Below are 26,688 nucleotides of genomic sequence, written 5' to 3'. Positions count from 1 at the left end.
CTTTCGGCGTGTTGCGCGAAAGGGCAGGCGCCGCTAAACCGGCATGGCATTCGCCGATCGGCCGCCGGTCGCGGCAAAAACGGGGGTCGTTTTGGCCAGCAGGCTTTTTCTCCTGAGACATGCCAAGGCCGGCTGGGCCGCGCCCGGAATGCGCGATTTCGACCGGCCGCTCGACGCATCGGGCCTTGCCGACTCGGAGGCCATTGGCGTCGCCATGCGCGCCTGCGGCTACGTTCCCGACCTTACCCTGTGCTCCAACGCCAGGCGCGCCCGAGAGACGCTGGAGGGAATAGCCGGCAACACCGACACCGGCCGCGTCCTCTTCTCGGACGCGCTCTATTCGGAGGACGCCGCCGGCTATCTGTCGATCATCCGGGCCAACGGCGCGGCGGGTTCGCTGCTGATCATCGGGCATAATCCGATGATGGAGGATCTGGCTATGGCCGTCTCCGGCAGCGGCGACGACAATGCGCGCGCGACGCTGAATTCCGGCTTTCCGACCTCGGGCCTGGCGGTCATCCGCTTCGAGGGCAACCTCACAGACGCAGCGCCCGGCCGCGGCTATCTGGAAAATTTCCTGACGCCCGCCGACCTTTGACACCTCCGGTGCGCCATTTCAAAAGCCAGCCCCGTGGCCTATATGGCGGGGATCGGCAGTCCGGGGAATTCGCTTGGCGTCTCTGACCAGTTTCACCGACGAGGCGCGGATTGCGCTCGACACGCTCTCGGGGCGGGCAAGCGGGCTTTTCGCGCCATCGCTCCGGGTCGGGGTGACGGGGCTTTCCCGCGCCGGCAAGACGGTGTTCATCTCGGCCTTCGTCCACAATCTTGTCCATGGCGGCCGGTTGCCGCTGTTCGAGGTCCAGAAATCCGGCCGCATCGCCCGGGCCTTCCTGGAAGAGCAGCCTGACGACGCCGTGCCGCGCTTCCAGTACGAGGATCACATCGACGCGCTGGTGAAGGCGCGGGTCTGGCCGGAATCGACGCGCGCCATCTCCGAATTGCGGCTGACGATCGAATACGAATCGGCGTCCGGCTGGGGCCGGATGTTTTCGCGCGGCCGGCTGTCGGTCGACATCGTCGATTATCCCGGCGAGTGGCTGCTCGACCTGCCGCTGCTGGGAAAGAGCTATGCCGAGTTTTCCCGCGAGGCGTTCGAACTGACGGAACTGCCGGTGCGGGCCGAGCTTTCCGAGGCCTGGCGCAGACTGTCCGCGACTGTGGATCCCGGGGCGGACGCCGACGAGATGGTCGCGCGGAACTTGGCCGAAGCCTTTGCCGCCTATCTCAAGGCCTGCAAGCTCGACGAGCGGGCGCTGTCGACCCTGCCGCCCGGGCGTTTTTTGATGCCGGGCGATCTCGACGGCTCGCCGGCGCTGACCTTCGCGCCCCTGCCCGGCCTCGGCGACAAGCGCGCCCGAGGCGGTTCGCTGCACGCGATGATGGAGCGCCGCTACGAGGCCTACAAGACGCATGTGGTCAAGCCGTTCTTTCGCGAGCACATTGCGCGGCTCGACCGGCAGATCGTGCTGATCGACGCCATGCAGGCTCTGAACGCCGGACCTGGCGCGATGGCCGATCTGGAACGTGCGCTGACGGAGATCCTCGCCTGCTTCCGGCCTGGACGCGGCAGCTTGCTGACCGACTGGTTCTCGCGGCGCATCGACCGCATCCTGGTGGCGGCGACCAAGGCCGATCACCTGCACCACGAGAGCCACGACCGGCTGCAGGCCATCGTCCGGCGGATCGCGGACCGGGCGGTGAAGCGCGCCAATTTCTCGGGCGCGACGGTCGATGTGCTGGCCATGGCGGCCATCCGCGCCACCCGAGAGGGCAGCGTCAAGCAGGGTCGCGAGACGCTGCCGGTCATCATCGGTACCCCGCTCAAGGGCGAACGGATCGGCGGCGAGATTTTCGACGGCGAAACCGAAACCGCGATATTTCCCGGCGACTTGCCGGCGAAAGTTGACACGGCTTTTGAGCAAAGCGAGGGCAAAGCGCAGGACGAGGCGCTGCGCATCGTCCGCTTTCGTCCGCCAAAACTCGAAAAGACGGCCGAGGGCGTGACCCTGTCGCTGCCGCATATAAGGCTGGACCGCGCGCTGCAGTTCCTGATTGGAGATCATCTGGCATGACGCCGCCCCGCAAACCGGCTGCGTTCCGCATCGAGCCGGAGCCCGCCCAAAGAGACGAACGGCCGGTCGCCGACGCACCGCGCAAGCCGCGCGCGATCAGGCCGGACGCGGCTATCGTCACGCCGGCCGAGATCGACGTCTTTGCCGAGCCGGATATCGCCGAAAGCGTGCCGCCCCCCGCCTCCCCGCCGAAGCGGCGTTCGCGATTGGCTGCTATCTTCCTGGGGGCCTTCGGCATTCTGGTCTCGCTCGCCATCGGCCTGTGGACGGATCAGTTGATCCGCGAGCTTTTCCAGCGCGCCGAATGGCTGGGCTGGCTGGCGGCCGGCACGGCGGTGATCGCGGCAGTCGCGCTGGTGATCATCCTCATTCGCGAGATGCTGGCCCTGTCGCGCCTCGCGTCGGTGGAGAAGCTGCGCGCTCGGGCGTTGGATGCGGTTGTGCGGGACGATGCCAAGGCTGCCCGCGCTGTGGTCGACGATTTGTCTGCGCTGGTCGCCGCCAAGCCGGATACAGCGGCCGGCCGCAGAGCGCTTGCCGAGTTGCGCAACGAAATCATCGACGGCGCGAATCTCGTGCGCCTGGCAGAGACCGAGATACTGGCACCGCTCGACGCCCGGGCGAAGATCATGGTCCTCGACGCGGCCAAGCGCGTCTCGCTGGTCACCGCGGTTAGTCCGCGCGCGCTGGTCGACATCGCTTATGTCGTGTTCGAATCGGGCCGGCTGATACGCCGGCTGTCCGAGCTTTACGGCGGAAGGCCGGGAACGCTCGGCTTCTTCCGGCTGGCGCGCAGCGTGCTGGCGCATCTCGCGGTCACAGGAGCGATCGCGGCCGGTGACGATTTCGTTCACCAGATCGTCGGCCAGGGGCTGGCCGCCCGCTTGTCGGCAAAGCTCGGCGAAGGTGTCGTCAACGGCATGATGACGGCGCGCATCGGCATCGCCGCCATGGAGGCCGCCAGGCCCCTGCCCTTCACTGCCGTGAAGCGGCCCGGCATCAGCGACTTCCTCACGGCATTGACCTCTTTCGCGTCTAAAAAGCAGGCAGGCGCTCCGCCACCGGAGAGCTGACGCAATGGAGAAATGCCGGGGCGGAAATCAAGCCAGGTGACGAAGCATTAACCAATCTTGTTCATGGTTGGGCTACCGATTTTTCAGTTCCTGTAGCAGGGTGTCCCTCGATGAAACGCGTAATCCTGTCCGCCATCCTGCCCGTTCTTGCCGCCTCCGTGGCGACAGCAGGCTTCGTCGCTTCCGCCCAAGCCGCTGAGCGCGACCGCAAATTCTTTCAGAGCGTCGAAGGCGACTGGAGCGGACCTGGCGAAATCGTCGCCGGCAAATACAAGGGCACCAAATTCAACTGCACCTTCAACGGCTCCACGCCCGCCAAGAAGCTCGGCATGACGCTCGATGGCTCGTGCAGGGTCGGCGTCTTCACCCAGAAGATGTCCGCCACCGTCGAGCATAAGGGCGCGAAGGGCTACAAGGGCACATTCATGGACGGCGCCGCGGGCAAGGGCCTCGACATCGTTTCAGGCAATGTCGTCGACGGCGGCAAGGTCGTGCTCGCGATCAACCGCAATCAGCTAAAGGGCGTGATGCAGGCCCGCGTCGCCGACAAGAACACCATGAACGTCACCGTTTCGGTTCGCGTCGAAAAGGAACTGGTGCCGGTGATCGGCATGAGCCTGAAGCGCGTCGACGCGACCGCGGTGGGCTCCATCACCGCCGAATAGGCTGGCCTCAAGGCTGGCGGCGGCAATTGCGGGAACCTGCCGACGGTCGCAAAAACGCATTTAACACTGTTCCGTCCGACGCCGAATCCATATCCTGTCGAAGACATTCGCGTTCGCCTGCGTTAAGGGCGGACGGAACCAGGCATTCGATAGGGAAACAGGCATGGCGACAGAAGCGGCAGGCAGCGATCTCGTCCACGTCGTGGCACTGCTTGCGGCGGGCGTCGTCGCAGTCCCGATCTTCAAGCGTCTTGGACTGGGGTCGATCCTCGGCTATCTGGCGGCGGGGCTGGTCATCGGGCCGTTCGGGCTCGGCCTGTTCTCCGATCCCGAAGCGATTTTGCACGTCGCGGAACTCGGCGTGGTGATGTTCCTGTTCATCATCGGCCTTGAAATGGAGCCTTCGCGGCTTTGGGGCATGCGCCGCGAGATTTTCGGGCTCGGCATGCTCCAGGTCGGCGTTTGCGCGCTGCTGCTGACATGCATCGGGCTGGCCACCGGCTTTCCCGTCGCCGTTTCCTTCGTCGCGGCCGCGGGCTTCGTGCTGACATCGACAGCGATCGTCATGCAGTTGCTGGAGGAGCGGGGCGATATGGCCTCGCCCAAAGGCCAGCGCATGATCTCGATCCTGCTGCTCGAGGATCTCGCCATCGTTCCGCTGCTGGCGCTGGTGGCATTCCTGGCGCCCGGCGGGGCCGATATGAGCTGGGCAGAGCGCCTGATCGACGTCGGCATCGGGCTGGCCTCGATCGCCGGGCTGGTGCTGGCGGGGCGCTACCTCCTCAATCCACTGTTTCGCATACTGGCCGAATCGCGCGCCCGCGAGGTCATGACCGCCGCCGCCCTGCTCGTCGTGCTCGGTTCGGCGCTGGCCATGGAGCTCGGCGGCCTGTCGATGGCGATGGGCGCCTTCCTGGCTGGCGTGCTGCTTTCCGAATCGACTTTCCGCCATCAGCTCGAGGCTGATATCGAGCCGTTTCGCGGCGTCCTGCTCGGACTGTTCTTTCTTGCGGTCGGCATGTCGCTCGATTTGACTGTGGTGTGGGCGAACTGGATGACGGTCGCGGCCTATGTCGTGGCCTACATGGTCGTGAAGGGGCTCGGCATTTATCTCGTCGCGCGGTTCCTGAAATCAGGCCATCGCGAAGCGCTGGAACGCGCGGTGGTGATGGCGCAGGGCGGCGAATTCGCTTTCGTGCTCTACTCGTCGGCTCTGGCGGTCGGCATTATCGACGGCCAAGCCAATGCCATGCTGACCGCAATCATCATCATTTCGATGGTGCTGACGCCGCTGGCCATCGTGGTGCTGCGCCGGATCACTCCGGCGGACGAGCAGACGCTGGAAGGCGTCGACGTGGCCGATGGATTGACGGGGAGCGTTCTGGTCATCGGGTTCGGCCGGTTTGGTCAGATCGCCAGTCAGCCGCTGCTTTTGCGCGGCATCGACGTATCGATCATCGACAATGACGTGGAGATGATCCATGCCGCCGCCGATTTCGGCTTCAAGGTCTATTATGGCGATGGCACCAGACTCGACATCCTGCGCGCGGCCGGCGCCGGCAAGGCGCGTGCGGTTCTGATCTGCGTCGACAAGGCCGAAGTCTCGGTCAGGATCGCCGAGCAGATGAAGGCGGAGTTTCCGCTGGTTCCGGTGCTGGCGCGCGCCTATGACCGCGGCAATGCAATGGCGCTGATCCGCGCCGGCGTCGACTACCAGATGCGCGAGACCTTCGAATCGGCGCTCTTGTTCGGTGAAAGCACGCTACGGCACCTCGGCGCGGAGGAGGAAGAAGCGGCCGAGGTGATAGCGGATGTGCGCCGCCGCGACGCCGAGCGACTGGAGTTGCAGATTGCCGGCGGCATCAAAGCCGGCCGCGGCCTGATGAAAGGCAACATGCCGGTGCCGACACCACTGACCCAGCCGAAGCGGCCGGGCCAGGCGCTCAACGAAGAGGCCGCGATCGTGCTTGGCAAACCGGCGACGGCGAAATGAGGTGGACCCATGAAGGACAGTGAAGCCGGCCCGGCCGAGATCGTAGCATTCTGGCGTGAAGCGGGTCCCGACCGCTGGTTCTTCAAGGACGAGTCGTTCGACGCGGAGTTTCGCGGCCGCTTCCTGGACCGGCATATGGCCGCAGCGCGCCGCCAGTGCGACCACTGGGCCGACAATGCCGAAGGTGCGCTTGCGCTGATGATCCTGCTCGACCAATTGCCGCGCAACTGTTTCCGCGGCACCGGGCACATGTACGCCACCGACCCGCTGGCCCGGCATTTTGCGAGGAAGGCCATCGACGCCGGGTTCGACATGGAATTCGATGAGGAGATGCGGGTCTTCTTTTATCTGCCGTTCGAACACTCGGAGCACATGGAAGACCAGGAATTCTCAGTCGAGATAACCAGGGCGCGCGCAGAGAAATACCTGGAATATGCACTCGATCACCACGCCATCATCGAGCGTTTCGGACGGTTTCCGCATCGCAACCCGATGCTTGGACGGCAAACCACGCCCGAGGAGCAGGCATTTCTCGATAGCGGCGGGTTTGCCGGTTAGCTCTTCCACCAATCGCCGCCGGAAGGCAGCTTTTCGATGCCGGCGCGATCGATATTGCCGAGATGCTCGGTGAGGCTGACGCCGCCGACCGTGTAATCGGGGGCGATCTCGGCCAGAGGCACGAGCACGAAGGCGCGTTCGAGCATCCGCGGATGGGGTATGTCGAGCCCGGCTTCATTGATGCGCCGGTCGCCGAAAACCAGAATGTCGATATCGACAAGCCGCGGCCCCCAGCGCTCCTGGCGCACACGTTTCAACTTGCGCTCGGCCTCCAGGCAAAGGTCGAGAAGCTCGCGCGGCGCGAGGCCCGTTTCGATCTCGGCGGCGGCGTTGAGGAAATCGGGCTGGTCGGTCTTACCCCAGGGCGGCGTGCGGTAGAGCGACGACACGGCAATGATTTCGGTCAGTGGGTCGGCGTCGAGGATCCGCAGCGCCGCGCCCATGGACTGGGCCGGGTCGCCGAGGTTTCCGCCCAGGCTGAGATAGACGCGCTCTCTATTGTGGCCGGACAAATCGTCACCTCGATATAATGCACCGCAACGGCCGGCGGCCAATCGCGGGCCGTCGATTTTCCGTTGCGCAGAGCACGCCCGTAAAGCAAGGTGTGGCGTGAGGCAACATGAACAAGAAAACGCTTCTCATCCTGTCGCTCCTTCTTTGCGCAATACCCCCGGCGCAAAGCGCCAGCCTGTCCAAGAGCTACAGCTATTTCTCTATCGGCGGCAGCACGCTGGACGAGATAGAATCGCAATTGTCGAAGCGCGGCCCGCAGCTGAAGAACTCCCTTAAACGCCATCCGGGCGCTACCCGGATGGAGTTCACGACGCGCCTCGGCTATGCCGAAGGCAAGAACGGCTCCTGCGAGATCAGGCAGGCGAATGTGTCGGTCAAGGCCAGGGTGATCCTGCCCAGATGGCGGCGCAGCAAGAAGGCAGAGCAGGATGTGCGGCTGATCTGGGACACGCTTTCGTCGGACATCAAGCGCCACGAGGAGAGCCATGTCATCATCGCCAAGAACCATGCCCGCGAGATGGAAGAGGCGCTGAAAGGCCTTTACAGACAGAAGAACTGCCAGATCCTGGCGGCAAAAGCCAAGGCGATAACGACCAAATTGCTCGATAAGCACGACAGGGCGCAGGTCGAGTTCGACCGCATCGAAGGCATGAACTTCGAGAGCCGCATCCTCAGGCTGCTGAAGTACCGCCTCGAACGGATCGGGGACGGCCGCCTGCCGGGCTAACCCCTTCAGCGAGCCCTATTCACGCAACGCCGAGCTTCTTCTGCAGGCTGGTCGACGAGGTCGTGTACTGGAAGACGATGCGCTCGCCGGGGCTGACGATGCGCTTGGCGGCCTGGGCCATCAGCGCCGCCTCGTGGAAGCCGGACAGGATGAGCTTCAGCTTGCCGGGATACCAATTGATGTCGCCGATGGCGAAGATGCCCGGCACCGAGGTCTCGAATTTCTCGGTATCGACGGGGATCAGGTTCTCGTGGAGATTGAGGCCCCAGTCGGCGATCGGGCCGAGCTTCATGGTCAGGCCGAAGAACGGCAGCATGCGCGTGCAGGCGACCTCCACGTCGCCGTCCGGCCCCTTGACGGTTGCCGAGGTGAGCTGGCCACCCGAGCCGGCCAGGCCAGTGACCTGGCCGACCTGAAACTCGAGCTCTCTCATCTCTTGCAAGGCGTACATCTTGTTGACGCTGTCGGGCGCGGCGCGGAATTCCGGCCGGCGGTGAACCAGCGTCACGCTCTTTGCCACCGGCTGCAGGTTGAGCGTCCAGTCGAGCGCGGAGTCGCCGCCGCCGACGATGACGAGGTCGTGGCCTCGAAATTCCTCCATGCGCCGTACTGAATAAAAGACGCTCGTGCCCTCAAAAGCCTCGATGCCCGGAATGGGCGGGCGCTTGGGCTGGAAGGAACCGCCGCCGGCGGCGATCACCACGACCTTGGCCTCAATCACCTCATTCTCGTCGGTAGTGGCGCGAAAGCCGCCGTCCTCCAGCTTCTCCAGGCTGGAGACCATGCGATTGAAGCTGAAGGTCGGCTTGAAGGGCGCGATCTGCTCCATCAGCCGGTCGACGAGGCCCTGCGCCGTGACCGAGGGCAAAGCCGGAATGTCGTAGATCGGCTTTTCGGGATAGAGCTCGGCGCACTGCCCGCCGGGACGGTCGAGTATGTCGACCAGATGGCATTTCATGTCGAACAGGCCGAGCTCGAACACGGCAAACAGACCGACCGGCCCTGCCCCGATGATCAGCACGTCGGTCTGGGTCGTGGTGGTCATGCGCCTGCCCCTTGATAAAAGCGATGTCTATCCGCCGGCCGCCTAGCCTTGCCGCTCCGGAACGCGAACCACAAGCCCGTCCAGCTCGTCACGCACCTTGATCTGGCAGGAAAGCCGCGAATTGGGCTGAACCTCGTAGGCGAAATCGAGCATGTCTTCTTCCATGGCTTCCGGTTCGCCGACCACTCCGGTCCATTCCTCGTCGACATAGACGTGGCATGTCGCGCAGGCGCAGGCGCCGCCGCATTCGGCCTCGATGCCGGGAACCGCGTTGCGGATCGCGTTTTCCATGACGGTGGAGCCGTTTTCGGCATCGACATCGAAACGGGTGCCGTCAAAGGCGACGAAGGAAAGCTTGGTCATCACAAATCCTGGGAGGTATCATCAGCCGAGATAATCACTCCGCCGGCCAAGTCAACTGCGGCGCAAACGCGCCACGCCGTGGTGCAACCCTTATCAAGCCGTGGGCAATGTGGCCTCAGCGGCCGATGGCGGCGATGAAATCGCGCATTTCGTCGATCAGGCCGGCCAGGCGTTTGAGCACCTGCCGGTCATCGGGGCTGCGTTCGATCTCGACGGCGCAATCGGCGATGGCGAACGCGCCGATCCCGCGCGCCGAGCCGATAAGGCCATGGGCGAGACGAAGCCGCTCGATAGTGCTGGCGGCAACGATCTGGTCGCGGACCAGTGTCGCCTGCTGGACGAAAAGAGCGAGGACCTCCTGCTCCAGCGCCCGGTCTCCCATTGTCTGGCGCGCAAGATGAACCAGATCGACCGGGCGCGAGCGCGCCTGGCCGCAGCTTTCGCCGCCGGGCATCGAAAACGCCATGGCGGCGGCATCGGGCAGTGCCATTTCAGGATTCCTGAAATTCATGTTCGCGTCGGATCTGACCGCAGCCTATTCCGATCATTGTGGATAACGCGTTAATGTGTGGAGCTCGCAATTCCGCCGCAAAGCCGCCGGAATCGTGGCTTCGTTAACCCTATGTTTAAACTTTTACGCATCGGGGCCGATTCAAGCTTCCTTTACCGGACTGTGCCAGTACGATACGGAACGTCCATAATAGGCCTCGCTTGCGAGCAAAAAGAGCCGGGAATCCGGCATTTCCGCGACATCAGTACAGGGTAATGGCGGCATGGCGAAAAAACCCACTACAACCAAGAACTTTGACAGCGACGTTGCCAGGGAACTTGAAGAGGCGCTTGATTTCGACTTGAGCGCCGGAGCGGACGATCTCGATATCGCGGCATCGATGGAGGATCTGGAAGCACAGATTTCGCAGGCAGCCGACGAGCTCGCGCGCGAAGGCCGCGCCGAAAGCAACGCCCAGGCAGCCGCCAATGACGCGGCGTCGACGTCCACCCCAGAACCGGCAAATGAGGACATCCCGCATGCAACCTGGTTTCGTCCCGCCGGCGACCAGCCGAGCCAGACGAACCGGACCGACCAGCCGAACGGTTTTGCGCCCGCCAATGACGATCGCCAGAAGGACTACCGCAGTCTTCTGCAAGGAATGAACCGCCGTTCGTCCAACGCCATCTATTGGGTGGTGGCGGTCCTGTCGCTTCTGTGGATCGCCGGCGGCGTGCTGTTTGGCCGTATGTTGACGCCGAACCTTCTGGATATCCGTTCGGTCGAGCAGCTCGTCGCGACGCCGAACGCCATCCTGCTGGCTGTCGCCACGATCGTTCCGGTCATCCTGTTCTGGGGTTTCGCGGTGATGATCCGGCGCGCCCAGGACATGCGGCTCGCCGCGCAATCCATGACCGAAGTCGCCTTCCGCCTGGCTGAGCCAGAGAACATGGCGCAAGACCGCGTCATGACGGTCGGACAGGCCGTGCGCCGCGAAGTTGCGGCGATGGGCGAAGGAATCGAGCGCACACTCGCGCGCGCCGTCGAGCTGGAAACGCTGGTCCATACCGAAGTCAACCAGATCGAACGCTCCTATACCGAGAACGAGGCCCGCATCCGCTCGCTGGTCGACGGGTTGGGCAGCGAGCGCGAAGCCGTCGTGACCCACGCGGAGCGCGTCCGCGCCTCGATCGCCGGCGCGCACGAGACGCTGAAGGATCAGCTCGGCTCGGCAAGCGATTCCATACGCGACAGCATTCTTGGCGCGTCGACGCAACTGACGATGACGATCTCCAATTCCGGCGACACGCTGATCGACCGCATCAATGAGAGCGGCATGTCGATCTTCGATTCGCTCGACAGCCGTCTGCACACGATCAGCGACCGCATTTCGACGTCGGGCGAGGCATTCGCCAGCCTGCTCGACACGCGCATCGCCAAGCTCACACAGACTTCCGACGAAGTGACGCGCTCGTTGAGCGATCTCCTGGACGAGCGCACCTCCGGAATGGTTTCGCTGCTCGGCGGCGCGGCCAAATCGCTGAACGCCGACCTTGAGGCCAGCCTCCAAGGCATCGAACGCACACTTGCCGAACGAGGCCAGGGACTGATCAGCGAATTCAACACCCGGGCCGAAGCGCTCGATCTCGGCACGCAGAAGCTCAACGCGGCGCTCGAGGCCCGCGCCCGCCAGATAAACGACACACTGGTCGAGCGGGCCCGCGACATCGCCACCACCTTCAGCGACGGCAAGCAGAACCTGTCCGACCTGATCGAACAGGGCCGCGAGCGGATCGGCGCCGAGATGGCCGAGATCGTCACTTCGACCTCCTCCATGCTCGAAGCGCGCGCGGGCGATTTCGCCGGGCGGCTGGAACAGGCGGGCAATGTGGTGTCTCGCGCGTTCGACGCCGATATCGAGCGGCTGGGCGAAGCCCGCGCCGGCATCGAACAGGCCGTCGAAGAGAATTCGCGCCGACTTGCCGAGAGTCGCGACCGCATGGCGGAAGCGATCCATGCCGATCTGGCGAAATTCGTCGAAAGCCGCGCGGATATTGATCAGGCTGTGGGCGCGCAGGTGCACAAGCTGGCCGAAGGCCGCGAGATGATCTCGCGTGCTCTGGAAGAGGATCTGCGCAAGATCAACGAACAGCGCGCCACGATAGACGCCGAACTCGGAAGCCAACTGGAGAGGCTTGCGGAAGGCCGCAACAGCCTCGCTCGCGCGCTCACGGAAGATTCGCAGAAACTGGCGCAAACCCGCGCCGGCATTGACGAAATGGTCACCAGCCATATCGGCAAGCTGGTCGAAGGCCGCAGCATCCTGTCGCGCGCCCTGGAATCCGATCTCAGCAAACTGCAGGAAAGCCGCTCGGGCATCGACGGCTTGGTCGCCGGCCAGGTCGAAAAGCTGGCCGAAGGCCGCGATATCCTGCGCCGCGCGCTCGAAGCCGATCTCAACAGGCTTTCGGAAGTCCGGTCCAACATCGACGGTCTCGTCGCCAACCAGGTCGAACGGATCGCCGAAGGCAGACAAATCCTGTCGCAGGCGCTCGAAGACGACATCGCAAGGGTCGAGGGCATGGTCGCCGGCCAGGTCGAGAAGATCACGGAAGGCCGCAACCTGCTGTCGCAAGCACTGGAAGCAGACTTGCAGAAAGTCGCCGAGACCCGCGCGGGCATCGACGAGATCGTCGCCGGCCACATCGGCAAGCTGGCCGAGGGGCGCAACATCCTTTCGCAGGCGCTGGAAGCCGACCTCGCCAGCATCGACGGCCTGGTCAAGGCGCAGATGGAGAAGATCGCGCAGGATCGCGGTGTGCTGTCGCAGGCGCTCGAAGACGATTTCGCCAGCATCGACGGACTTGTCGCCGGCCAGGCGGAAAAGCTCGCGCAGGGCCGCGAAACGCTCAAGCGGGCGCTGGAGGAGGATCTCTCCAGCGTCGACGAATTGCTGGCCGGCCATGCCCAAAGGTTCGTCGAAGGCCGCGAGATGCTTTCGCGCCGCCTGCAGGACGATCTGAACAAACTGGCCGAAAGCCGCGCCGGCATAGACGGGCTCGTCGCCGGACAGGTGGAGAAGCTCGCCGAGGGCCGCGACATCCTGCGGCGCGCGCTCGAAGCCGATCTGAACAAGCTGGCCGAAAGCCGCGCCGGCATCGATGGACTGGTCGCCGGACAGGTGGAGAAGCTCGCCGAAGGCCGCAACATCCTGTCGCGGGCGCTCGAAGCCGACCTGCAGAAGGTTGCCCAGAGCCGCGCCGGCATCGACGAGGTCGTGGCGGCGCATGTCGGCAAGCTCGCCGAAGGCCGCGACGCCCTTGCGCGTGCGCTTGAGGAGGATATTGAAAAGCTCGCTTCCGCACGGCGCGAGATCGATCAGGCCATTTCGGGCCACATCGACACCATAGCCGGCAAGAGCAACGTCTTCTCCGACGCGCTCGCAGCCGATATCGAGAAGATCGAGGAAGCGTTCCAGCGCCAGACCGGCATCATCGAGGAACGTACCGGAACGATGGAGCGAGCGCTTTCGAACGGCGTCGACAATGTGCGCCTGGTTCTGGAGAAAAGCGCAGTCGTCGTTGCCGGCGCACTGCGGGAAAAGGTTCTCGAAGTCACGGCGGCGCTGCACGAAGAGGCCGGCAAGGCCTTCACCGACGCAGACCGGCAGATCGCCGAACGCGCCGAGCAGACTTCCGCGGCACTTCTGGCCCGCGCCAACGACATCAGCAAGGTGTTCGAAGAAGCCGACCAGCGCCTCGCCGCTCGCACCGGCGAGACGGCCGAGAGCCTATCCGCCCGCGCCGACGACATCGCCCGAACGTTCGAACAGGCCGATCAGCGGCTGGTCGCACGCGCGGTGGAAACGGCCTCCACGCTTGCCGCCCGCGCCGGAGACATTCTGCGCAACTTCGACGACGCAGACCAGCGGCTCGGGGCGCGCATCGGCGAATCCGCCGAAGCGCTCGCCGCACGTGCAGCCGAACTCGGAGATATATTCGAGGCGGTCGACGAGAAACTTGCCGCCCGGATCGCCGAAGGGGCCGAGGCGCTCGGTTCCCGCGCGGCTGAACTCGGGGGTGTGTTCGATCAAGCCGACCAGAAGCTCGCCGCGCGTATCTCCGAAGGCTCCGAAGCCATCGGGTCGCGTGCGATCGAGATCGTCCGCACATTCGAGGATGCCGACCAGCGCCTTATCGCCCGTGTCGGAGAAACCGCCGACACGCTTGCCGGCAGGGCGATCGAGATCGGCCGCGTCTTCACCGACGCCGACCAGCAGCTTGCCGCCCGGATCAGCGAGAGCTCGACGACGATCGGCCAGCATGCCGCCGGCATCGCCGACGCGTTCGCCAACACCGAACAGCGCGTCATTGCACGTGCGCTGCAGACCTCGAAGGAGTTGGACGCACGCGCCAAGGCCATCGAAGAAGCACTCGCCGGCGCCGACGAGAAGCTGGCGCAGGGCGCGGAGGCGGCCGCAGCACGCGTCGGCCAGCATGTGGCGGATGCCGAGATCAGGCTTTCCTCCAGCGCCGAAGCGGCTGCCGCAAAGGTCGGCACGCATATCGCCGATGTCGAAAACCGCCTCGCCTACAGCGCCGAGGCCATGGGCCAGAAGCTCAGCGAGCAGATCAACCAGGCGGAGACGCAGCTTGTGTCGCGCGCCAATGTGATCGCCGAGACGTTCACCGCCGTAGGCCAGCATATCGGCCAGAGCACGAACGACGCGGCACGCACCATCGGCGCCAACACACGCGAACTGAACTCGATGCTGGCGGAACGGTCAGCCGAGATCACCCGCATTCTCGACGAAGCCGGCCGGCCGCTCGCCGACCGCCTGGCCGAAGGCGGCAGCGAGCTGCAGAAGAGCCTCGAGCAGGTGACGGAACAGGCCGCCGAACGCCTGCGCGCGTCGAACGCGTCTCTGGTCGATGCGCTCGCCAACCGCACGGCAGAGACCCTATCGGCGGTCGAGGGCGCACGCTCGACGCTCGCCGACGGCGTAAACAGCCTGATCGGAAAGCTCACCGATTCGAGCGCACAGCTCGGGGCGCTGATCGACGCGGCAGCAGGCAATCTGGCGGCCGTCGACGAACGCCTGACCGGCAGCACGCAGAGCTTCGCCGCGACCACCGAAAAGGCTGCGATGACCTTTGCAAGTTCCGCAAGGCTCGTCGATTCCAACACGTCGCGCCTGACCGAGCTGTCTTCCAACACGCTGAAGGAAGTTGCTTCGATCGCCACCAAGTTCGACGAGCACAGCCGCCTTCTGGCCGGCGCGTCGGAGCTGTTGAGCTCGGCTCAGAGCAACCTGGAGCATACGCTGGAGAGACAGTCCTCGCTCGAGGATCTGGCCGTCGGACTGGTCAAGAAGTCGGAAGACCTGGAGCGTATCATGCAGTCCTTCGAGGATCTGGTCGGCAAGGCGCTGGAAAAGGCCGAGGACCGCACCCTCGCCTCGACCGACAAGATCCGCTCCGCCATCTCCGAGGTGGTGGAATCGGCGACCAAGCGTTTCGCCGAGGCGACCGAGGACATGCGGCGCACCGCCGGCTCGATCCGGCAGGATCTGGAGTCTACCCGCGCAGAGCTGAAGCGCGGAGTGCTCGACATGCCCGAGGAAGCCAAGCAATCGACGACGGCTATCCGCCGCGCCGTGACGGAGCAGATCAACGCGCTCAAGGAACTGTCGGATATCGTTGCGAAATCCGGCCGCACGGTCGACGTTTCAGAACCCCGCCAGGCGCAGCGTCCCGTTCCGCAGACGCCCGCGCCGCGTGCCCCTGAACCGCCGCGCCGCGCCGCTCCGGCACAGGCGCCGGAGCGCCCGGCGGACGCGCAGAGGCCGCGCGAAAACGGCCGTGCGACGCAGCCCGGCGGCTGGGTGCGCGACCTGCTTAGCGGAGCTTCGCGTGAGGACGCCGCGCAGACAGCCGTGGTAGAGACTGCCCCGCGCGGCGCCACCAATCCGCGCTCGCCCGCTCATGTCGTGGAATCGCTGAACTCGCTGTCGGTCGACATTGCGCGTGCGATCGACCACGAGGCGTCGATCGAGCTGTGGGATCGCTACAGGCGCGGCGAACGCGATGTGTTCACGCGCCGGCTCTACACGCTGAAAGGCCAGCAGACGTTTGACGAGATCCGCCGCAAGTACCAGACGGAAGGCGAATTCCGCGCGGCGGTCGACCGCTATTGCGACGATTTCGAGAAGCTTCTGAAAGACGTCTCGCGCAACGACCGCGACAACGTCATCGCGCAAACCTACCTCACCTCGGATACGGGCAAGGTCTACACCATGCTTGCGCATGCAGGCGGCAGGTTGAGGTAGCGGCTTGCATAAGCCGAAACGAAAAGGGCGGGAAATTCCCGCCCTTTTTGTTTGGATACCACCACCCGGTCAGATTTGCGAGTCCGTCCATTCCAGGATTTCAGCCGCCACCGAGCCGAAGGCCTGGTCAAGCGCGGCAACGTAGGCCTCGTTACCGTTGGCCGGAAGCGGAGCGCTGGCCTCGAAATTGCGGGAGGCGCGAACCGTGCCGTTGCGGTCGTTCAGCAATTTCACGAAGATCTCGACATTGGCGCGGCCACCGCCGTCTACGCGCACCTCGAAGGCGCGGATCTCGGCGATAATCTGATAGTCGATCGCCAGCCCCTCGCCCGGCTTGCCGACACCGCCAAAGCCGCCCGAGCGCTGGAACGTCTCGGCGAGCCGCGCCTGCACGATGCGCGGCAATCGGTCGGCCCATTGCGCGCCCCTGAGGAACTGGATGCTAGCGGGAGACGGCTTGATGACGATGTTCTGGCCGTCAAGCGCTTTCAGCGCAGAGGGTTCGGCCACGAGAATCTGGATGCGGCTGCGCCTGGACTTGGACTGCAGTTGCGGCGCCGACAGTTCGAACGTGTCGAGGGGCGCCGGCGCGCCCCCCGGCAAGAGCGCGCAGCCCGACAGCAGGAAAGCCGCCGCCGCCCCGGCAATGAACTGATTTGACCTCACCCTCTACCCGTCCCACCGTTTAACTATCCCCGAAAAGTCTGCAACTTTTCGGGGCCAAGCTTAAATCTGTCGCAACCCCCGGATAACCGATTCTTTCTTGCTGCGCGCCGTCTGCGAAGTCAACGCCGCGCCCTTCCGTCATACTGGCGGACAGTCCCCTCGCCGCCGGTGATGATACGCTGCGGATTGCGTTCGAGATCGGTGATCGCCTGCTCGATCCTGGTGATCGAACGGCGGCCGTCCTGCACCAGCGCCTCGACTTCGCGCAGACCCTGGCCGGAGAAACGTGCAAGCCCGTCGGTGATCGTGCCCAGCCTGGAATTCAGCGTTTCGGCGACCTGGCGGAACGCCTTCAGCGTCTCGCTCGCATCGACCATCAGCCCCTCTGCCTCACCCGAGCCGAGGAGTTTGTCGACCTTCACCAGAATGCCGTCCACACGCACCGAAGCATCGTTCAGACGGCCGGTCAGTTGCCTGGCGTCGCTGATCATCCGGTCGATGTCGTCGGCCCGTCTGCCGAATTTGTCGGTGACTTTGGCGACGTCGGCGGCGGCAGTCCGGGCGTCGCGGCTCGCGATATCGATGTTGGACAGAGAGGTGCGGACCTTTGCCGGATCGACCGCTTCGAGAATGCCGTCGGCCTTGGCCAATGCCTCGCTGCCTCTCTCGGCAAATTGATCGATCGTGCCGACCGCCTTGTCCACTCGCTTCACAACCGCGTCGAACTGCGTGCTGGTTTCGCTCAGATTCTTGGTGAAGGTGTCGACATTGGCGACGATCTGGGTGACTTTTTCCCGGTCCACGGAATTCAGGAGATCCTCGGCGGCCTGCAGCGTGCCGTCGAGTTTGCCGGAAACGCCTGCCAACTCCTCGGAAAGCTTGGAGACGCTTTCCAGGAATTTGTCGACGCCGTCGGCATTGCGCGCCAGTGCGTCCGAGAATGTGCGGGTGTTCTCGACAGTCTTCGTCAATGGACCGCGCACGTCGCGGGTAAAGCCCTCGAGTTCGGAGAGCACTGTGTCGGCGCGCTTGAAAATGTCCTGGGCGGTTTGAAGCAAGTTCGTGACGGCCGATGGATCGGCAGTGATCTCCGCCACAGTGCCGGCTGCCTCCGCCTCGTCGAGCAGGTTCGGCTCCTGCAGGTCGGCGCCCCTCATCTCGATATTGGCCTGGCCGGTGAGGCCGGCGATGCCGATAACGGCCTGGGTCGATCTTGTGATCGGCGTCAACCGGTCGACCTCGGTATCAGCAATGGCGACGCTGGGATTGAGCACGTCGATATAGACCCGCCGCACGTCACCGACCCTGACGCCGTTGAACAGCACTGCGCTGCCGCTGCCCAGTCCGGACGCGGAGCCCGGAATGCGCACACGCAGTTCGACCGTTTCGCCACGGTCGCCGATCGCTGCGGTCCAATAGACGAAGGCGAACGCCGCGACGATGGCCGCGAGCGTGAAAATTCCGACAATGACGTAATTTGCTTTGGTTTCCATCGGCCGTTCTGATTTCTATTCCCTGGCGGCAAGATCGAGTTGCCGCGCCCGCTTGCCGCGAAAGTAGGATTTCACCCACGGTTCCTCGCTTGCCAGCATATCTTCAATGGTCCCCTGGACCAGCACCTTCTTTTTGCCGAGAACCGCAACCCGGTCGCACACCGAGAACAGGCTGTCGAGATCGTGGGTGACCATGTAGACGGTCAGCCCCATCGTGTCGCGCAGCTTTGCGACCAGTTCGTCGAACTCGGCGGCGCCGATCGGATCGAGGCCGGAGGTCGGTTCGTCGAGGAAAACGATGTCGGGATCAAGCGCCAGCGCCCGCGCCAGCGCGGCGCGCTTGATCATGCCGCCCGAAAGCTCCGACGGGAATTTCATGGCGGCATCGCGCGGCAGGCCGACAAGTTCGATCTTCAGGAGAGCCAGTTCATCCATCAGCTTCTTGGGCAGGTCGAGATATTCCCGCATCGGAACCTGCACGTTCTCCTGCACGGTCAGCGCTGAAAACAGCGCGCCATGCTGGAACAGGACTCCGAGGCGCATGTCGAGCCTCATGCGTTCGGCTTCGCTCGCCTTGTCCACGTCGACGCCAAACAGATGGATCGTGCCAGAGCGCTTTTTGGTGAGGCCGAGAATGGCACGCAGCAGCACCGACTTGCCCGAACCCGAGGCACCGACAAACCCAAGTATTTCGCCGCGCCTGATGTCGAGCGAGAGTTTGTCGAGGACGATTTTGTCGTCGAATCCCACGGTGATGTCGCGCACCGAGAGCACGATGTCGCCATCGCCTTCGGTGCGGGCGTTCGGTTCGGCGGCAAGTTCGGCATGGTCGCTCATGGCCACCCTAAAAATCGATCGCAGCGAAGAATATTGCGAACATGCCGTCCAGAATGACGACGACGAAGATCGACTTGACCACCGAAGCGGTGACGTGGCGGCCGAGCGACTCGGCGCTGCCGCCGACCTGCAGGCCCTCGACGGCAGCCAGAACGCCAATGACCATCGCCATGAACGGCGCCTTTATCAATCCGACAGCGATGGTGCTGACGTCGATGGCGCTGCGCAGGCGGTCGATGAAGGCGGCCGGCGCAATGTCGGAATAGAACCAGGAAACCACGATAGCGCCGCCCAGCGCCGCGAAATTGGCTGCGACCGTAAGGCACGGCAACGCTATGACCAGAGCGACAAGCCGCGGAAACACCAGAACGCCGACCGGATTGAGCCCGATGACCGTCAGCGCATCGACTTCCTCGCGCATCTTCATCGAGCCGATCTCGGCTGTGATGGCGCTGCCGGAGCGGCCAGCGATCATAATCGCGGTCATCAGCACGCCGAGTTCGCGCAGCACCAGGATACCGACCAGATCGACGACGAAGATGTCCGCGCCGAAATAGCGCAATTGCAGTGCGCCCTGCTGCGCGACGATCGCGCCGACAATGGCCGACATCAGCACCACAACCGGAATGGCCCCGACGCCCATCCGGTCGATCTGGTTGAAGATGGCGGCGGGATTGACGCTGTGCCCGCGCCCGAGCTTCATCTGCCCGCCGCGAATGGTGGCGCCGAGAATGCCCATCGAAGCCAGAAAATCGTCGCGGCCGGCATAGACGGCGCGGCCGAGCAGTTCCAGCAGGCGAATGACGATGTTCGGCAGCCTGGGCGGCGTTACATCCTGCTCCCTGTGCGAAGCGTCGCTCACCGCCTCGAGCAGCACCGAGGCGACCTCACTCTGGCCGCGAACGCTGGCCTCGACGCCATTCTGGGCGAGTGAGGTCATCAGCCGATCGATCAGCCACGCGCCCGCGGTATCCAGCTTCTCGACCTTCGACAGGTCGAGAACCATGGCGCGGCCTCGCGTTTTCCGTTCGATCTTGCGCATTTCCGCGTCGACGAGGGCCACTGTGCGGGTCGTCCATGCGCCAGACAGCTCACAATGGAGCACGCCGTCTTGCTCCGTCTCCGCGATGCGGGGACGGGAATTATCGGCTTGGGCGCCGCTTGATTCCTTGGTGGCGTTGATCAACATGCGCCCCTGTATTAGCCCTACGAGCGGGTTCTGTCATTTAGGGTCAAACACTTAGCCCCTGATCCGGAGCAGAAATATATGAAACGTGACCTTTTCGTCGAATCCGAACAGTTTCCGATCGCCGGCACGTTTACCATTTCGCGCGGCTCGAAGACCAAGGCCGAAGTGATCTGCTGCACGATCAGCGAGGACGGCTTTTCGGGCCGCGGCGAATGCGTGCCCTACCGGCGCTATGGCGAGACCATGGAGAGCGTGATCGTGGCTATCGAGGGCGTCCGCGGAAAGATTGCCAGCGGCATGGATCGCGGCGGATTGCTCCGGGCGATGCCGGCTGGTGCCGCCCGCAACGCACTCGATTGCGCGTTGTGGGATCTCGAAGCGAAGATGTCGGGCAAGCCTGTGCATGCTCAAATCTCGGCCATCGCGCCACGCCCGGTCGAGACGGCGTTCACACTGTCGCTCGGCACGCCGGAGGCCATGGCGACGCAGGCTGCGGCCAATGCGGCGCGGCCGCTGCTCAAGGTGAAGATCGGCGGCGAGAACGACATAGAGCGCATCCGCGCGGTGGTGACCGCCGCTCCCCACAGCAAGATCATTCTCGACGCCAATGAAGGCTGGACCGACGACAATATCGAGGCGAACCTTGCCGCCGCCGCCGAGTTGGGCATAGCGCTGATCGAGCAGCCGCTGCCCGCCGGACGAGATGAGATCCTGCGCCGCAGCAAGCATGCGGTGCCGATCTGCGCCGACGAGAGCGTCCACGAGGCCGCCGATCTCGAAAAGCTGACAGACTTCTACGACGCGGTGAACATCAAGCTCGACAAGGCGGGCGGCCTGACCGCAGCCATGCTGCTGCGCGACCGCGCCCGCGAACTCGGCCTGTCCATCATGGTCGGCTGCATGGTCGGCACGTCGCTGGCGATGGCGCCGGCCGTGCTCCTGGCGCAGGACGCCGATTTCGTCGATCTCGACGGGCCGCTGCTTCTCGCACGCGACCGCTCGCCGGGACTGGTCTATGAGGGGTCGATCGTTTCACCGCCCGAGCAGGCGCTCTGGGGCTGAGCGGGCCGCCAGCATGATCAGTCCGGTTCCCGCGAGCGCGAAGACGGCCATCGGGAAGAAGCCGCCGACACCGAAGGCGGCGTAGAGCGGGCCGGATAGCAGAGTGGCCGCGGCCATGGAAAAGCCATTGGCGAAGAAGGCGATGCCCTGCGCAGCGCCCGTGCGTTCCTCCGCCACCGTTTCGGCGATCAGCTTCTGAACGCCTATCAGGATGAGGCCGGTTGAAACCGCATGCAGCGTCTGGACCACGAAAAAGCCGGCGACGCCGAAGCCGAGCGGCCAGATCAGCGGGTAGGCAATCCAGCGAACGACCGCGGCAAGGCCCGCCGCGACGAGCAGCACCGGAGCGGAAACCTTGCCGAAAACGCGGGTGAAGACCAGGAACATGCAGACCTCGGCGACCACCGCCCAGGCCCACAGCAGCCCGATGAGGGTGTCCCCGAGGCCGATCGACTTCCAGTAGATCGACACGAAGGTGAAGAGAAAGCCATGGCTGGCATTGATGACGCCGGCTCCGGCCACGAACAGCAGGAAATAGCGGTTAAGCAGCTTGGGCGCCGAATCCTGCAGATCGGCCGCCGACAATGGCGAGGCGCGGCGCGGCCGGCCCAGCCGGGGCGCAAAGAGCGCCGCCAGCAGCGTTCCACAAAGGCCGATCGAGATCATCGCCGGGACCGCGTCGGCGCTGGTTATGGCGAGGACAAAACCGCCGCCGAGATTGGCGCAGAGAAAGGCAACTGATCCCCAGATGCGCATATTGGCATAGTTGGACCGGAAGCGACGGACCCCGGAAAGCGCCAGTGAATCGGCAAGCGGCGAATGCGGCGTCCACACCACCGCGAGCGCCAGCGACACGCCAAGCACGACGACATAGGTTGGCTCGAGGAAATAGCCGGCCGAAAGCACAAGTGCGGCCGCAACCAGCGCGATCAGCACATTGGCGCGATCCTTGGCCTCGTCCGCCAATGCCGTGATGAAGGGCGTGGTGACGACGCGCAAAAACATCGGCGCGGACAAAATGATGGCGATCTGTGCGGCGTCGAACCCTTTTGCCTCGAGCCAGAGCGGGAAATACGGCAGATGAACGCCGAGCGGAATGAACAGGGCTGCGAAGATCAGGCTGATGCGCAGTTCGAAGCGGCGCGGCTTGATCTGTTGCTCTGGGGAAAGCGGCGGAAGAGACATAAGCGGGAAAGTCCGGCGGGCGCGACTCAGACGAAGGAGCCCCCGCCGCATCATGCGCGCCTTAGCATGGCCGTCCATGCCAGAGAACCGCCTGGACCAATCGATTGAACCCGCCGATGGTGGATCAGGCTGCCTTGACGGTCTCGCTGTCGATAACGACCGGCACGAAACCGGCATCGCCGGCGCGGACTGCGGCGCGCGTCTGCGGCCAGTGCAGGATTTCCATGCTTCCGTCGAAATGCTCGACCACCGCCGTGCAGCTTTCCACCCAGTCGCCGGTGTTGATATATCGGATGTCGTCGAACTGTTCGATGACCGCGTGGTGTATGTGGCCGCAGATGACGCCATCGACCTCCGAGCGGCGCGCCTCCTCCGTCAGCACCTCCTGGAACGCGCCGATGAAATTGACCGCCTTCTTGACCTTGACCTTGGCCCAGGACGAAAACGACCAGTAAGGCATGCCGAACAGCCGCCTGAAGCGGGCGACGACCCGGTTGACCATGATCGCGGCGTCGTAAGCCTTGTCGCCGAGATAAGCGAGCCAGCGCACGTTGTGCACCACGGTATCGAACTGGTCGCCATGGATGACGAGGTATTTCTTGCCGTCGGCGCTTTCATGGATAGCCCGATCCGCCACCACGATGCCGCCGAAATGCACGCCCTGGAACATGCGCAGGAATTCGTCGTGATTTCCGGCGATGTAGGTGATCTGCACGCCCTTGCGGGCCTGGCGCAGCAGCTTCTGGACGACATCATTGTGGAGTTGCGGCCAGTGCCATGAGCGGCGGAGCCGCCAGCCGTCGACGATATCGCCGACCAGATAGATGGTCTCGGCTTCATGCCAGCGGAGAAAGTCTATTAGGAATTCGGCCTTGGCCGCTTTCGAACCGAGATGGATGTCGGAAATGAAAAGCGTGCGGAAGCTGCGGGGGTTTTCGCCGGACATCGGATTTCTAACCGTTTATCTCGGCCCGCCTATGCCGCGATTCATGCAACAGGCGTATGACGGTTGCGATCGGCCCGGCCCTCACGATAGGTTGGCCGCCAGTTGGGAAATCAAGGAATCGTCTCATGGATCTCGGCATTCGAGGAAAAAAGGCCATCGTCTGCGCATCGAGCCGCGGCCTCGGCAAGGGTTGCGCCATGGCGCTGGCCGAAGCGGGCTGCGAACTCGTCGTCAACGGTCGCGATGCCGAGACTTTGGCAAAAACGGCCGCGGAGATTCGCGAGCGTTTCGGCGTGCAAGTTACTGAAATCGTTGGGGATATTGCCGATCCGGCCGTCCAGCAGGCGCTACTCGCCGCCTGCCCGGAGCCGGACATTTTGGTCAACAACAATGGCGGCCCGCCCTTCCGCGACTTTCGCGAACTCGACCGCGAGGCGATCGTCAGGGGCGTGACCAACAACATGATCGCGCCGATAGAACTGATCCAGGCGGTGCTCGACGGCATGGCGGCGCGCGGTTTCGGCCGCATCGTCAACATCACATCGCTTTCTGTCTATGTGCCGATCGCCGGCCTTGATCTTTCATCGGGCGCACGGGCTGGCCTGACCTCGTTCCTGGCCGGCGTCGCGCGTACGGTGGCAGACAAAAACGTCACGATAAACAACATGTTGCCGGGAAAACTTGACACCGACAGATTGCGTCCTGCGCACGAAATCGGCACACCGGAGGAGCCGGCGGCGGCCGCCGCCCGCAAGGCTAAAGCCTCGGCCGGCATTCCGGCCAAGCGCTTGGGAACGCAGGAGGAATTCGGCCAGATCTGCGCGTTTTTGTGCTCCGTCCATGCCGGCTACCTGACCGGACAGAACATTCCGGTCGACGGCGGGCTTTATGTCAGCGCATTCTGATTTCATTGCATTTTTCCGCCTCGGCGGGGATAAAACCGGCCTGGGCGAGAATGGCGGCACGAAAAATGAACAGCGATAACAACGATCTGGCCCGTTCGGACCTGGAAGACGCCGCACTTTTTTTTCACAAACACCCGACTCCTGGCAAATTGGAGATCCAGGCGACCAAACCGCTGGGAAACCAGCGCGACCTGGCGCTGGCCTATTCGCCGGGCGTCGCCGCCCCCTGCCTTGCGATCAGGGACGATCCGGCGACAGCCGCCGACTACACGGCGCGCGCCAATCTGGTGGCGGTGATCTCCAACGGCTCGGCTGTGCTCGGCCTCGGCAATATCGGCCCGCTCGCCTCCAAGCCGGTGATGGAGGGCAAGGCGGTCCTGTTCAAGAAGTTCGCCGGCATCGACGTCTTCGACATCGAGATCGACGCGCCGGAGATCGAGCGCATGGTCGAGACGGTGGCCGCGCTGGAGCCGACCTTCGGCGGCATCAATCTGGAGGACATCAAGGCGCCGGAATGCTTCGAGGTGGAGGAGCAGCTCAAGGCGCGGATGAAGATCCCGGTCTTCCATGACGACCAGCACGGCACGGCGATCATCGTGGCGGCCGCGGTGCTCAACGGGCTGGAATTCGCCGGCAAGAAAATCGAGGACATCAAGATCGTCACCTCGGGCGCGGGCGCGGCGGCGCTCGCCTGCCTCAACTTGCTGGTCTCGATGGGCGCGAAGGTCGAAAACATCTGGATCACGGACCGTTTCGGCGTCGCCTACAAGGGCCGGCTGGACGAGATGGACCGCTGGAAAGACCCTTATGTGAAGGACACCGAGGCGCGCACGCTGGCCGACGTGATTACCGGGGCCGACGTGTTCCTCGGCCTGTCGGCTGCCGGCGTGCTGAAGCCCGAACTGCTGAAGCACATGGCGGAAAAGCCGCTGATCCTGGCGCTCGCCAATCCGAACCCCGAGATCATGCCGGAGGAGGCTCGCGCGGCGCGGCCGGACGCGATGATCTGCACCGGGCGTTCTGATTTTCCCAACCAGGTCAACAACGTACTCTGCTTTCCCTACATCTTCCGTGGAGCGCTGGATTGCGGCGCGAGCGCCATAAACGAGCCTATGAAGATGGCGGCGGTGCGGGCCATCGCATCGTTGGCGCGCGAAGAACCGTCCGATGTCGCCGCCCGCGCCTATTCGGGCGAGACGCCGACCTTCGGCCCGGATTTCCTGATCCCCTCGCCTTTCGACCCCCGGCTGATCCTCAGGATTGCGCCGGCGGTTGCCAAGGCGGCGTGCGAGACCGGCGTCGCCACGCGGCCGATCACCGATTTCCCTGCCTATATCGACCGGCTCAACCGCTTCGTCTTCCGCTCCGGCCTGGTGATGAAGCCGGTGTTCTCGACGGCCAAGACCGCGGCGTCGAAGCGGGTCATCTATGCCGACGGCGAGGACGAGCGGGTCCTTCGCGCCGCCCAGGTGGTGATCGAGGAAGGCATCGCCGAGCCTATCCTGATCGGGCGGCCGCACGTCGTCGACGTGCGGCTGAAGCGCTACGGACTGCGCATCAGGTCGGGAACGGATTTCGAACTGGTCAACCCCGAGGACGACCCGCGCTACCGCCATTATGTCGACCTCCTGATCGAATTGGGCGGCCGCCGCGGGGTGACGCAGGAAGCCGCACGCACCCTGGTGCGCACGAACACCACCGTGATAGCAGCGCTGGCGCTGAAGCGGGGCGACGCGCATGCGATGATCTGCGGGCTCGAAGGCCGGTTTGAGCGCCATCTGCGTTATGTCTCGCTGATCATCGGACCTCGCGAAGGCGTCCGCGATCGCGATCTCTCAGCGCTTTCGATGCTTATCTCGACGCGCGGCGCCACCTTCTTCACCGATACCTATGTGAGCGTGGATCCGACGGCGGGGGAGATCGCCGAAATGACGGTGCTGGCGGCCGAGGAAATCAGCCGCTTCGGCATCGAGCCGAAGGCGGCGCTGCTGTCGCATTCGAATTTCGGCTCGCGCGATTCGCCGAGCGCGCTGAAGATGCGGGAGGCGGCGGAGATCCTGAAGAGGATCGCCCCCGACCTGCAGAGCGATGGCGAAATGCATGCCGATTCGGCGCTGTCGGAGATATTGCGGCAGCGGGTCTTCCCGCATTCGGCCCTTAAAGGCGAGGCCAATCTGCTGGTGTTCCCGAACCTCGATTCGGCCAATATTGCGCTCACCACGGTCAAGCAGATGATGGACGCGCTGCATGTCGGGCCGATTCTGCTCGGCACGGACAAGCCGGCGCACATCCTGACGCCGTCGGTGACCTCGCGCGGCGTCGTCAACATGACGGCGCTGGCCGTGGTGGAGGCCTCGCAGAAGGCCGTCGCGACGCTAAGGACGGCTTGAGCACCAGACCCCAAATGGCCAGACGCCGAAGAAACAGCTAAACCTTCCGCATAGGGATTCGCGTGATGGCGAACCGGCAATGTGGGGGGTCGGCACGGATGGCGGCGGGCAGGCGAACGCTGAGA

21 protein-coding genes are annotated in these 26,688 nt (G+C 64.2%); 11 read left to right on the top strand and 10 right to left on the bottom strand.

The features are described 5' to 3' along the window. Positions 1–43: 43 nt before the first annotated feature. The 6 genes from MAXJ12_RS21090 (at position 44) to MAXJ12_RS21065 (ending at position 6,424) form a co-directional block, all read left to right on the top strand. Complete coding sequence (locus MAXJ12_RS21090; protein WP_008838009.1) at positions 44–598, top strand: SixA phosphatase family protein; 555 nt, start codon at positions 44–46, stop codon at positions 596–598. 73 nt (positions 599–671) lie between these two features. Beyond that, positions 672–2,135 (top strand): YcjX family GTP-binding protein, encoded by a 1,464-nt coding sequence (locus MAXJ12_RS21085; RefSeq protein WP_008838008.1) that lies wholly within the window; start codon positions 672–674, stop codon positions 2,133–2,135. Continuing rightward, positions 2,132–3,208, top strand: coding sequence for a YcjF family protein (locus tag MAXJ12_RS21080; protein ID WP_008838007.1), 1,077 nt, complete (start codon positions 2,132–2,134; stop codon positions 3,206–3,208). Before MAXJ12_RS21085 ends, MAXJ12_RS21080 begins: the two co-directional genes overlap by 4 nt. Before the next feature lie 110 nt (positions 3,209–3,318). Then, positions 3,319–3,873, top strand: a complete 555-nt coding sequence (locus tag MAXJ12_RS21075; RefSeq protein ID WP_008838006.1) for a hypothetical protein — start codon at positions 3,319–3,321, stop codon at positions 3,871–3,873. Positions 3,874–4,036: 163 nt separating this feature from the next. After that, positions 4,037–5,866, top strand: a complete 1,830-nt coding sequence (locus MAXJ12_RS21070) for a monovalent cation:proton antiporter-2 (CPA2) family protein (RefSeq protein WP_008838005.1) — start codon at positions 4,037–4,039, stop codon at positions 5,864–5,866. Positions 5,867–5,875: 9 nt separating this feature from the next. After that, positions 5,876–6,424: a DUF924 family protein gene (locus tag MAXJ12_RS21065; RefSeq protein ID WP_008838004.1), complete on the top strand. Its 549-nt coding sequence runs from the start codon at positions 5,876–5,878 to the stop codon at positions 6,422–6,424. On the opposite strand, the gene folK is transcribed toward MAXJ12_RS21065, so the two are convergent. Beyond that, positions 6,421–6,936, bottom strand: a complete 516-nt coding sequence (gene folK / locus MAXJ12_RS21060; RefSeq protein WP_008838003.1) for a 2-amino-4-hydroxy-6-hydroxymethyldihydropteridine diphosphokinase — start codon at positions 6,934–6,936, stop codon at positions 6,421–6,423. The genes MAXJ12_RS21065 and folK overlap by 4 nt on opposite strands. Before the next feature lie 107 nt (positions 6,937–7,043). Between folK and MAXJ12_RS21055 the strand changes: the two genes are divergently transcribed. Continuing rightward, entirely contained in the window at positions 7,044–7,664 is a 621-nt protein-coding gene (locus MAXJ12_RS21055; RefSeq protein WP_008838002.1) for a DUF922 domain-containing Zn-dependent protease, read from the top strand. Between the two features lie 19 nt (positions 7,665–7,683). Here MAXJ12_RS21055 and MAXJ12_RS21050 read toward each other — a convergent pair whose 3' ends face one another. The 3 genes from MAXJ12_RS21050 to MAXJ12_RS21040 all read right to left on the bottom strand — a co-directional run bounded on the left by MAXJ12_RS21050 (position 7,684) and on the right by MAXJ12_RS21040 (position 9,562). Further along, the gene (locus MAXJ12_RS21050) at positions 7,684–8,709 is read right to left on the bottom strand and encodes an NAD(P)/FAD-dependent oxidoreductase (protein WP_008838001.1); all 1,026 of its coding nucleotides are present in this window, start codon (positions 8,707–8,709) and stop codon (positions 7,684–7,686) included. A 42-nt stretch (positions 8,710–8,751) separates the two neighbouring features. Then, positions 8,752–9,072, bottom strand: coding sequence for a 2Fe-2S iron-sulfur cluster-binding protein (locus tag MAXJ12_RS21045; protein WP_008838000.1), 321 nt, complete (start codon positions 9,070–9,072; stop codon positions 8,752–8,754). A gap of 115 nt (positions 9,073–9,187) precedes the next feature. Next, complete coding sequence (locus MAXJ12_RS21040; protein WP_040587203.1) at positions 9,188–9,562, bottom strand: Hpt domain-containing protein; 375 nt, start codon at positions 9,560–9,562, stop codon at positions 9,188–9,190. Positions 9,563–9,845: 283 nt separating this feature from the next. Between MAXJ12_RS21040 and MAXJ12_RS21035 the strand changes: the two genes are divergently transcribed. Beyond that, complete coding sequence (locus MAXJ12_RS21035; protein ID WP_008837998.1) at positions 9,846–15,890, top strand: apolipoprotein A-IV repeat region-like domain-containing protein; 6,045 nt, start codon at positions 9,846–9,848, stop codon at positions 15,888–15,890. Positions 15,891–15,959: 69 nt separating this feature from the next. Here MAXJ12_RS21035 and MAXJ12_RS21030 read toward each other — a convergent pair whose 3' ends face one another. The 4 genes from MAXJ12_RS21030 to MAXJ12_RS21015 form a co-directional block, all read right to left on the bottom strand. Further along, positions 15,960–16,556, bottom strand: a complete 597-nt coding sequence (locus tag MAXJ12_RS21030; protein WP_008837997.1) for an ABC-type transport auxiliary lipoprotein family protein — start codon at positions 16,554–16,556, stop codon at positions 15,960–15,962. A gap of 119 nt (positions 16,557–16,675) precedes the next feature. Next, positions 16,676–18,049: an MlaD family protein gene (locus tag MAXJ12_RS21025; protein ID WP_008837996.1), complete on the bottom strand. Its 1,374-nt coding sequence runs from the start codon at positions 18,047–18,049 to the stop codon at positions 16,676–16,678. 15 nt (positions 18,050–18,064) lie between these two features. Beyond that, complete coding sequence (locus tag MAXJ12_RS21020; protein ID WP_008837995.1) at positions 18,065–18,886, bottom strand: ABC transporter ATP-binding protein; 822 nt, start codon at positions 18,884–18,886, stop codon at positions 18,065–18,067. 7 nt (positions 18,887–18,893) lie between these two features. After that, positions 18,894–20,075 (bottom strand): ABC transporter permease, encoded by a 1,182-nt coding sequence (locus MAXJ12_RS21015; protein ID WP_008837994.1) that lies wholly within the window; start codon positions 20,073–20,075, stop codon positions 18,894–18,896. A 78-nt stretch (positions 20,076–20,153) separates the two neighbouring features. Between MAXJ12_RS21015 and dgcA the strand changes: the two genes are divergently transcribed. Continuing rightward, on the top strand, positions 20,154–21,137 hold the full coding sequence (dgcA, locus tag MAXJ12_RS21010; protein WP_008837993.1) for an N-acetyl-D-Glu racemase DgcA: 984 nt from the start codon (positions 20,154–20,156) through the stop codon (positions 21,135–21,137). Here dgcA and MAXJ12_RS21005 read toward each other — a convergent pair. Continuing rightward, the gene (locus MAXJ12_RS21005) at positions 21,108–22,322 is read right to left on the bottom strand and encodes an MFS transporter (RefSeq protein ID WP_008837992.1); all 1,215 of its coding nucleotides are present in this window, start codon (positions 22,320–22,322) and stop codon (positions 21,108–21,110) included. The two genes, dgcA and MAXJ12_RS21005, sit on opposite strands and share 30 nt — an antisense overlap. Before the next feature lie 124 nt (positions 22,323–22,446). Next, a complete protein-coding gene (locus MAXJ12_RS21000) occupies positions 22,447–23,268 on the bottom strand; it encodes a UDP-2,3-diacylglucosamine diphosphatase (RefSeq protein ID WP_008837991.1) in 822 nt (273 codons plus the stop codon). 125 nt (positions 23,269–23,393) lie between these two features. Here MAXJ12_RS21000 and MAXJ12_RS20995 point away from each other — a divergent pair, with 125 nt between their 5' ends. Then, the gene (locus MAXJ12_RS20995; RefSeq protein ID WP_008837990.1) at positions 23,394–24,173 is read left to right on the top strand and encodes an SDR family oxidoreductase; all 780 of its coding nucleotides are present in this window, start codon (positions 23,394–23,396) and stop codon (positions 24,171–24,173) included. 65 nt (positions 24,174–24,238) lie between these two features. Further along, entirely contained in the window at positions 24,239–26,563 is a 2,325-nt protein-coding gene (locus MAXJ12_RS20990; RefSeq protein ID WP_008837989.1) for an NADP-dependent malic enzyme, read from the top strand. The last annotated feature ends 125 nt before the right edge of the window (positions 26,564–26,688 follow it).

Source organism: Mesorhizobium alhagi CCNWXJ12-2, from assembly GCF_000236565.1.
GTDB classification, from domain to species: Bacteria; Pseudomonadota; Alphaproteobacteria; order Rhizobiales; family Rhizobiaceae; genus Allomesorhizobium; species Allomesorhizobium alhagi.
The sequence above is the reverse complement of the archived record's forward strand: the minus strand, read 5'-3'. Positions and strand labels throughout refer to the sequence as shown.

Excerpts from the sequence above, each read along its gene's own strand:
- MAXJ12_RS21090 (WP_008838009.1), top strand. The coding sequence starts at position 44 with ATGGCATTCGCCGATCGGCCGCCGGTCGCGGCAAAAACGGGGGTCGTT.
- MAXJ12_RS21080 (WP_008838007.1), top strand. The coding sequence starts at position 2,132 with ATGACGCCGCCCCGCAAACCGGCTGCGTTCCGCATCGAGCCGGAGCCC.
- MAXJ12_RS21075 (WP_008838006.1), top strand. The coding sequence starts at position 3,319 with ATGAAACGCGTAATCCTGTCCGCCATCCTGCCCGTTCTTGCCGCCTCC.
- MAXJ12_RS21070 (WP_008838005.1), top strand. The coding sequence starts at position 4,037 with ATGGCGACAGAAGCGGCAGGCAGCGATCTCGTCCACGTCGTGGCACTG.
- MAXJ12_RS21065 (WP_008838004.1), top strand. The coding sequence starts at position 5,876 with ATGAAGGACAGTGAAGCCGGCCCGGCCGAGATCGTAGCATTCTGGCGT.
- MAXJ12_RS21055 (WP_008838002.1), top strand. The coding sequence starts at position 7,044 with ATGAACAAGAAAACGCTTCTCATCCTGTCGCTCCTTCTTTGCGCAATA.
- MAXJ12_RS21050 (WP_008838001.1), bottom strand. The coding sequence starts at position 8,709 with ATGACCACCACGACCCAGACCGACGTGCTGATCATCGGGGCAGGGCCG.
- MAXJ12_RS21045 (WP_008838000.1), bottom strand. The coding sequence starts at position 9,072 with ATGACCAAGCTTTCCTTCGTCGCCTTTGACGGCACCCGTTTCGATGTC.
- MAXJ12_RS21040 (WP_040587203.1), bottom strand. The coding sequence starts at position 9,562 with ATGGCACTGCCCGATGCCGCCGCCATGGCGTTTTCGATGCCCGGCGGC.
- MAXJ12_RS21035 (WP_008837998.1), top strand. The coding sequence starts at position 9,846 with ATGGCGAAAAAACCCACTACAACCAAGAACTTTGACAGCGACGTTGCC.
- MAXJ12_RS21025 (WP_008837996.1), bottom strand. The coding sequence starts at position 18,049 with ATGGAAACCAAAGCAAATTACGTCATTGTCGGAATTTTCACGCTCGCG.
- MAXJ12_RS21020 (WP_008837995.1), bottom strand. The coding sequence starts at position 18,886 with ATGAGCGACCATGCCGAACTTGCCGCCGAACCGAACGCCCGCACCGAA.
- MAXJ12_RS21015 (WP_008837994.1), bottom strand. The coding sequence starts at position 20,075 with ATGTTGATCAACGCCACCAAGGAATCAAGCGGCGCCCAAGCCGATAAT.
- dgcA (WP_008837993.1), top strand. The coding sequence starts at position 20,154 with ATGAAACGTGACCTTTTCGTCGAATCCGAACAGTTTCCGATCGCCGGC.
- MAXJ12_RS21005 (WP_008837992.1), bottom strand. The coding sequence starts at position 22,322 with ATGTCTCTTCCGCCGCTTTCCCCAGAGCAACAGATCAAGCCGCGCCGC.
- MAXJ12_RS21000 (WP_008837991.1), bottom strand. The coding sequence starts at position 23,268 with ATGTCCGGCGAAAACCCCCGCAGCTTCCGCACGCTTTTCATTTCCGAC.
- MAXJ12_RS20995 (WP_008837990.1), top strand. The coding sequence starts at position 23,394 with ATGGATCTCGGCATTCGAGGAAAAAAGGCCATCGTCTGCGCATCGAGC.
- MAXJ12_RS20990 (WP_008837989.1), top strand. The coding sequence starts at position 24,239 with ATGAACAGCGATAACAACGATCTGGCCCGTTCGGACCTGGAAGACGCC.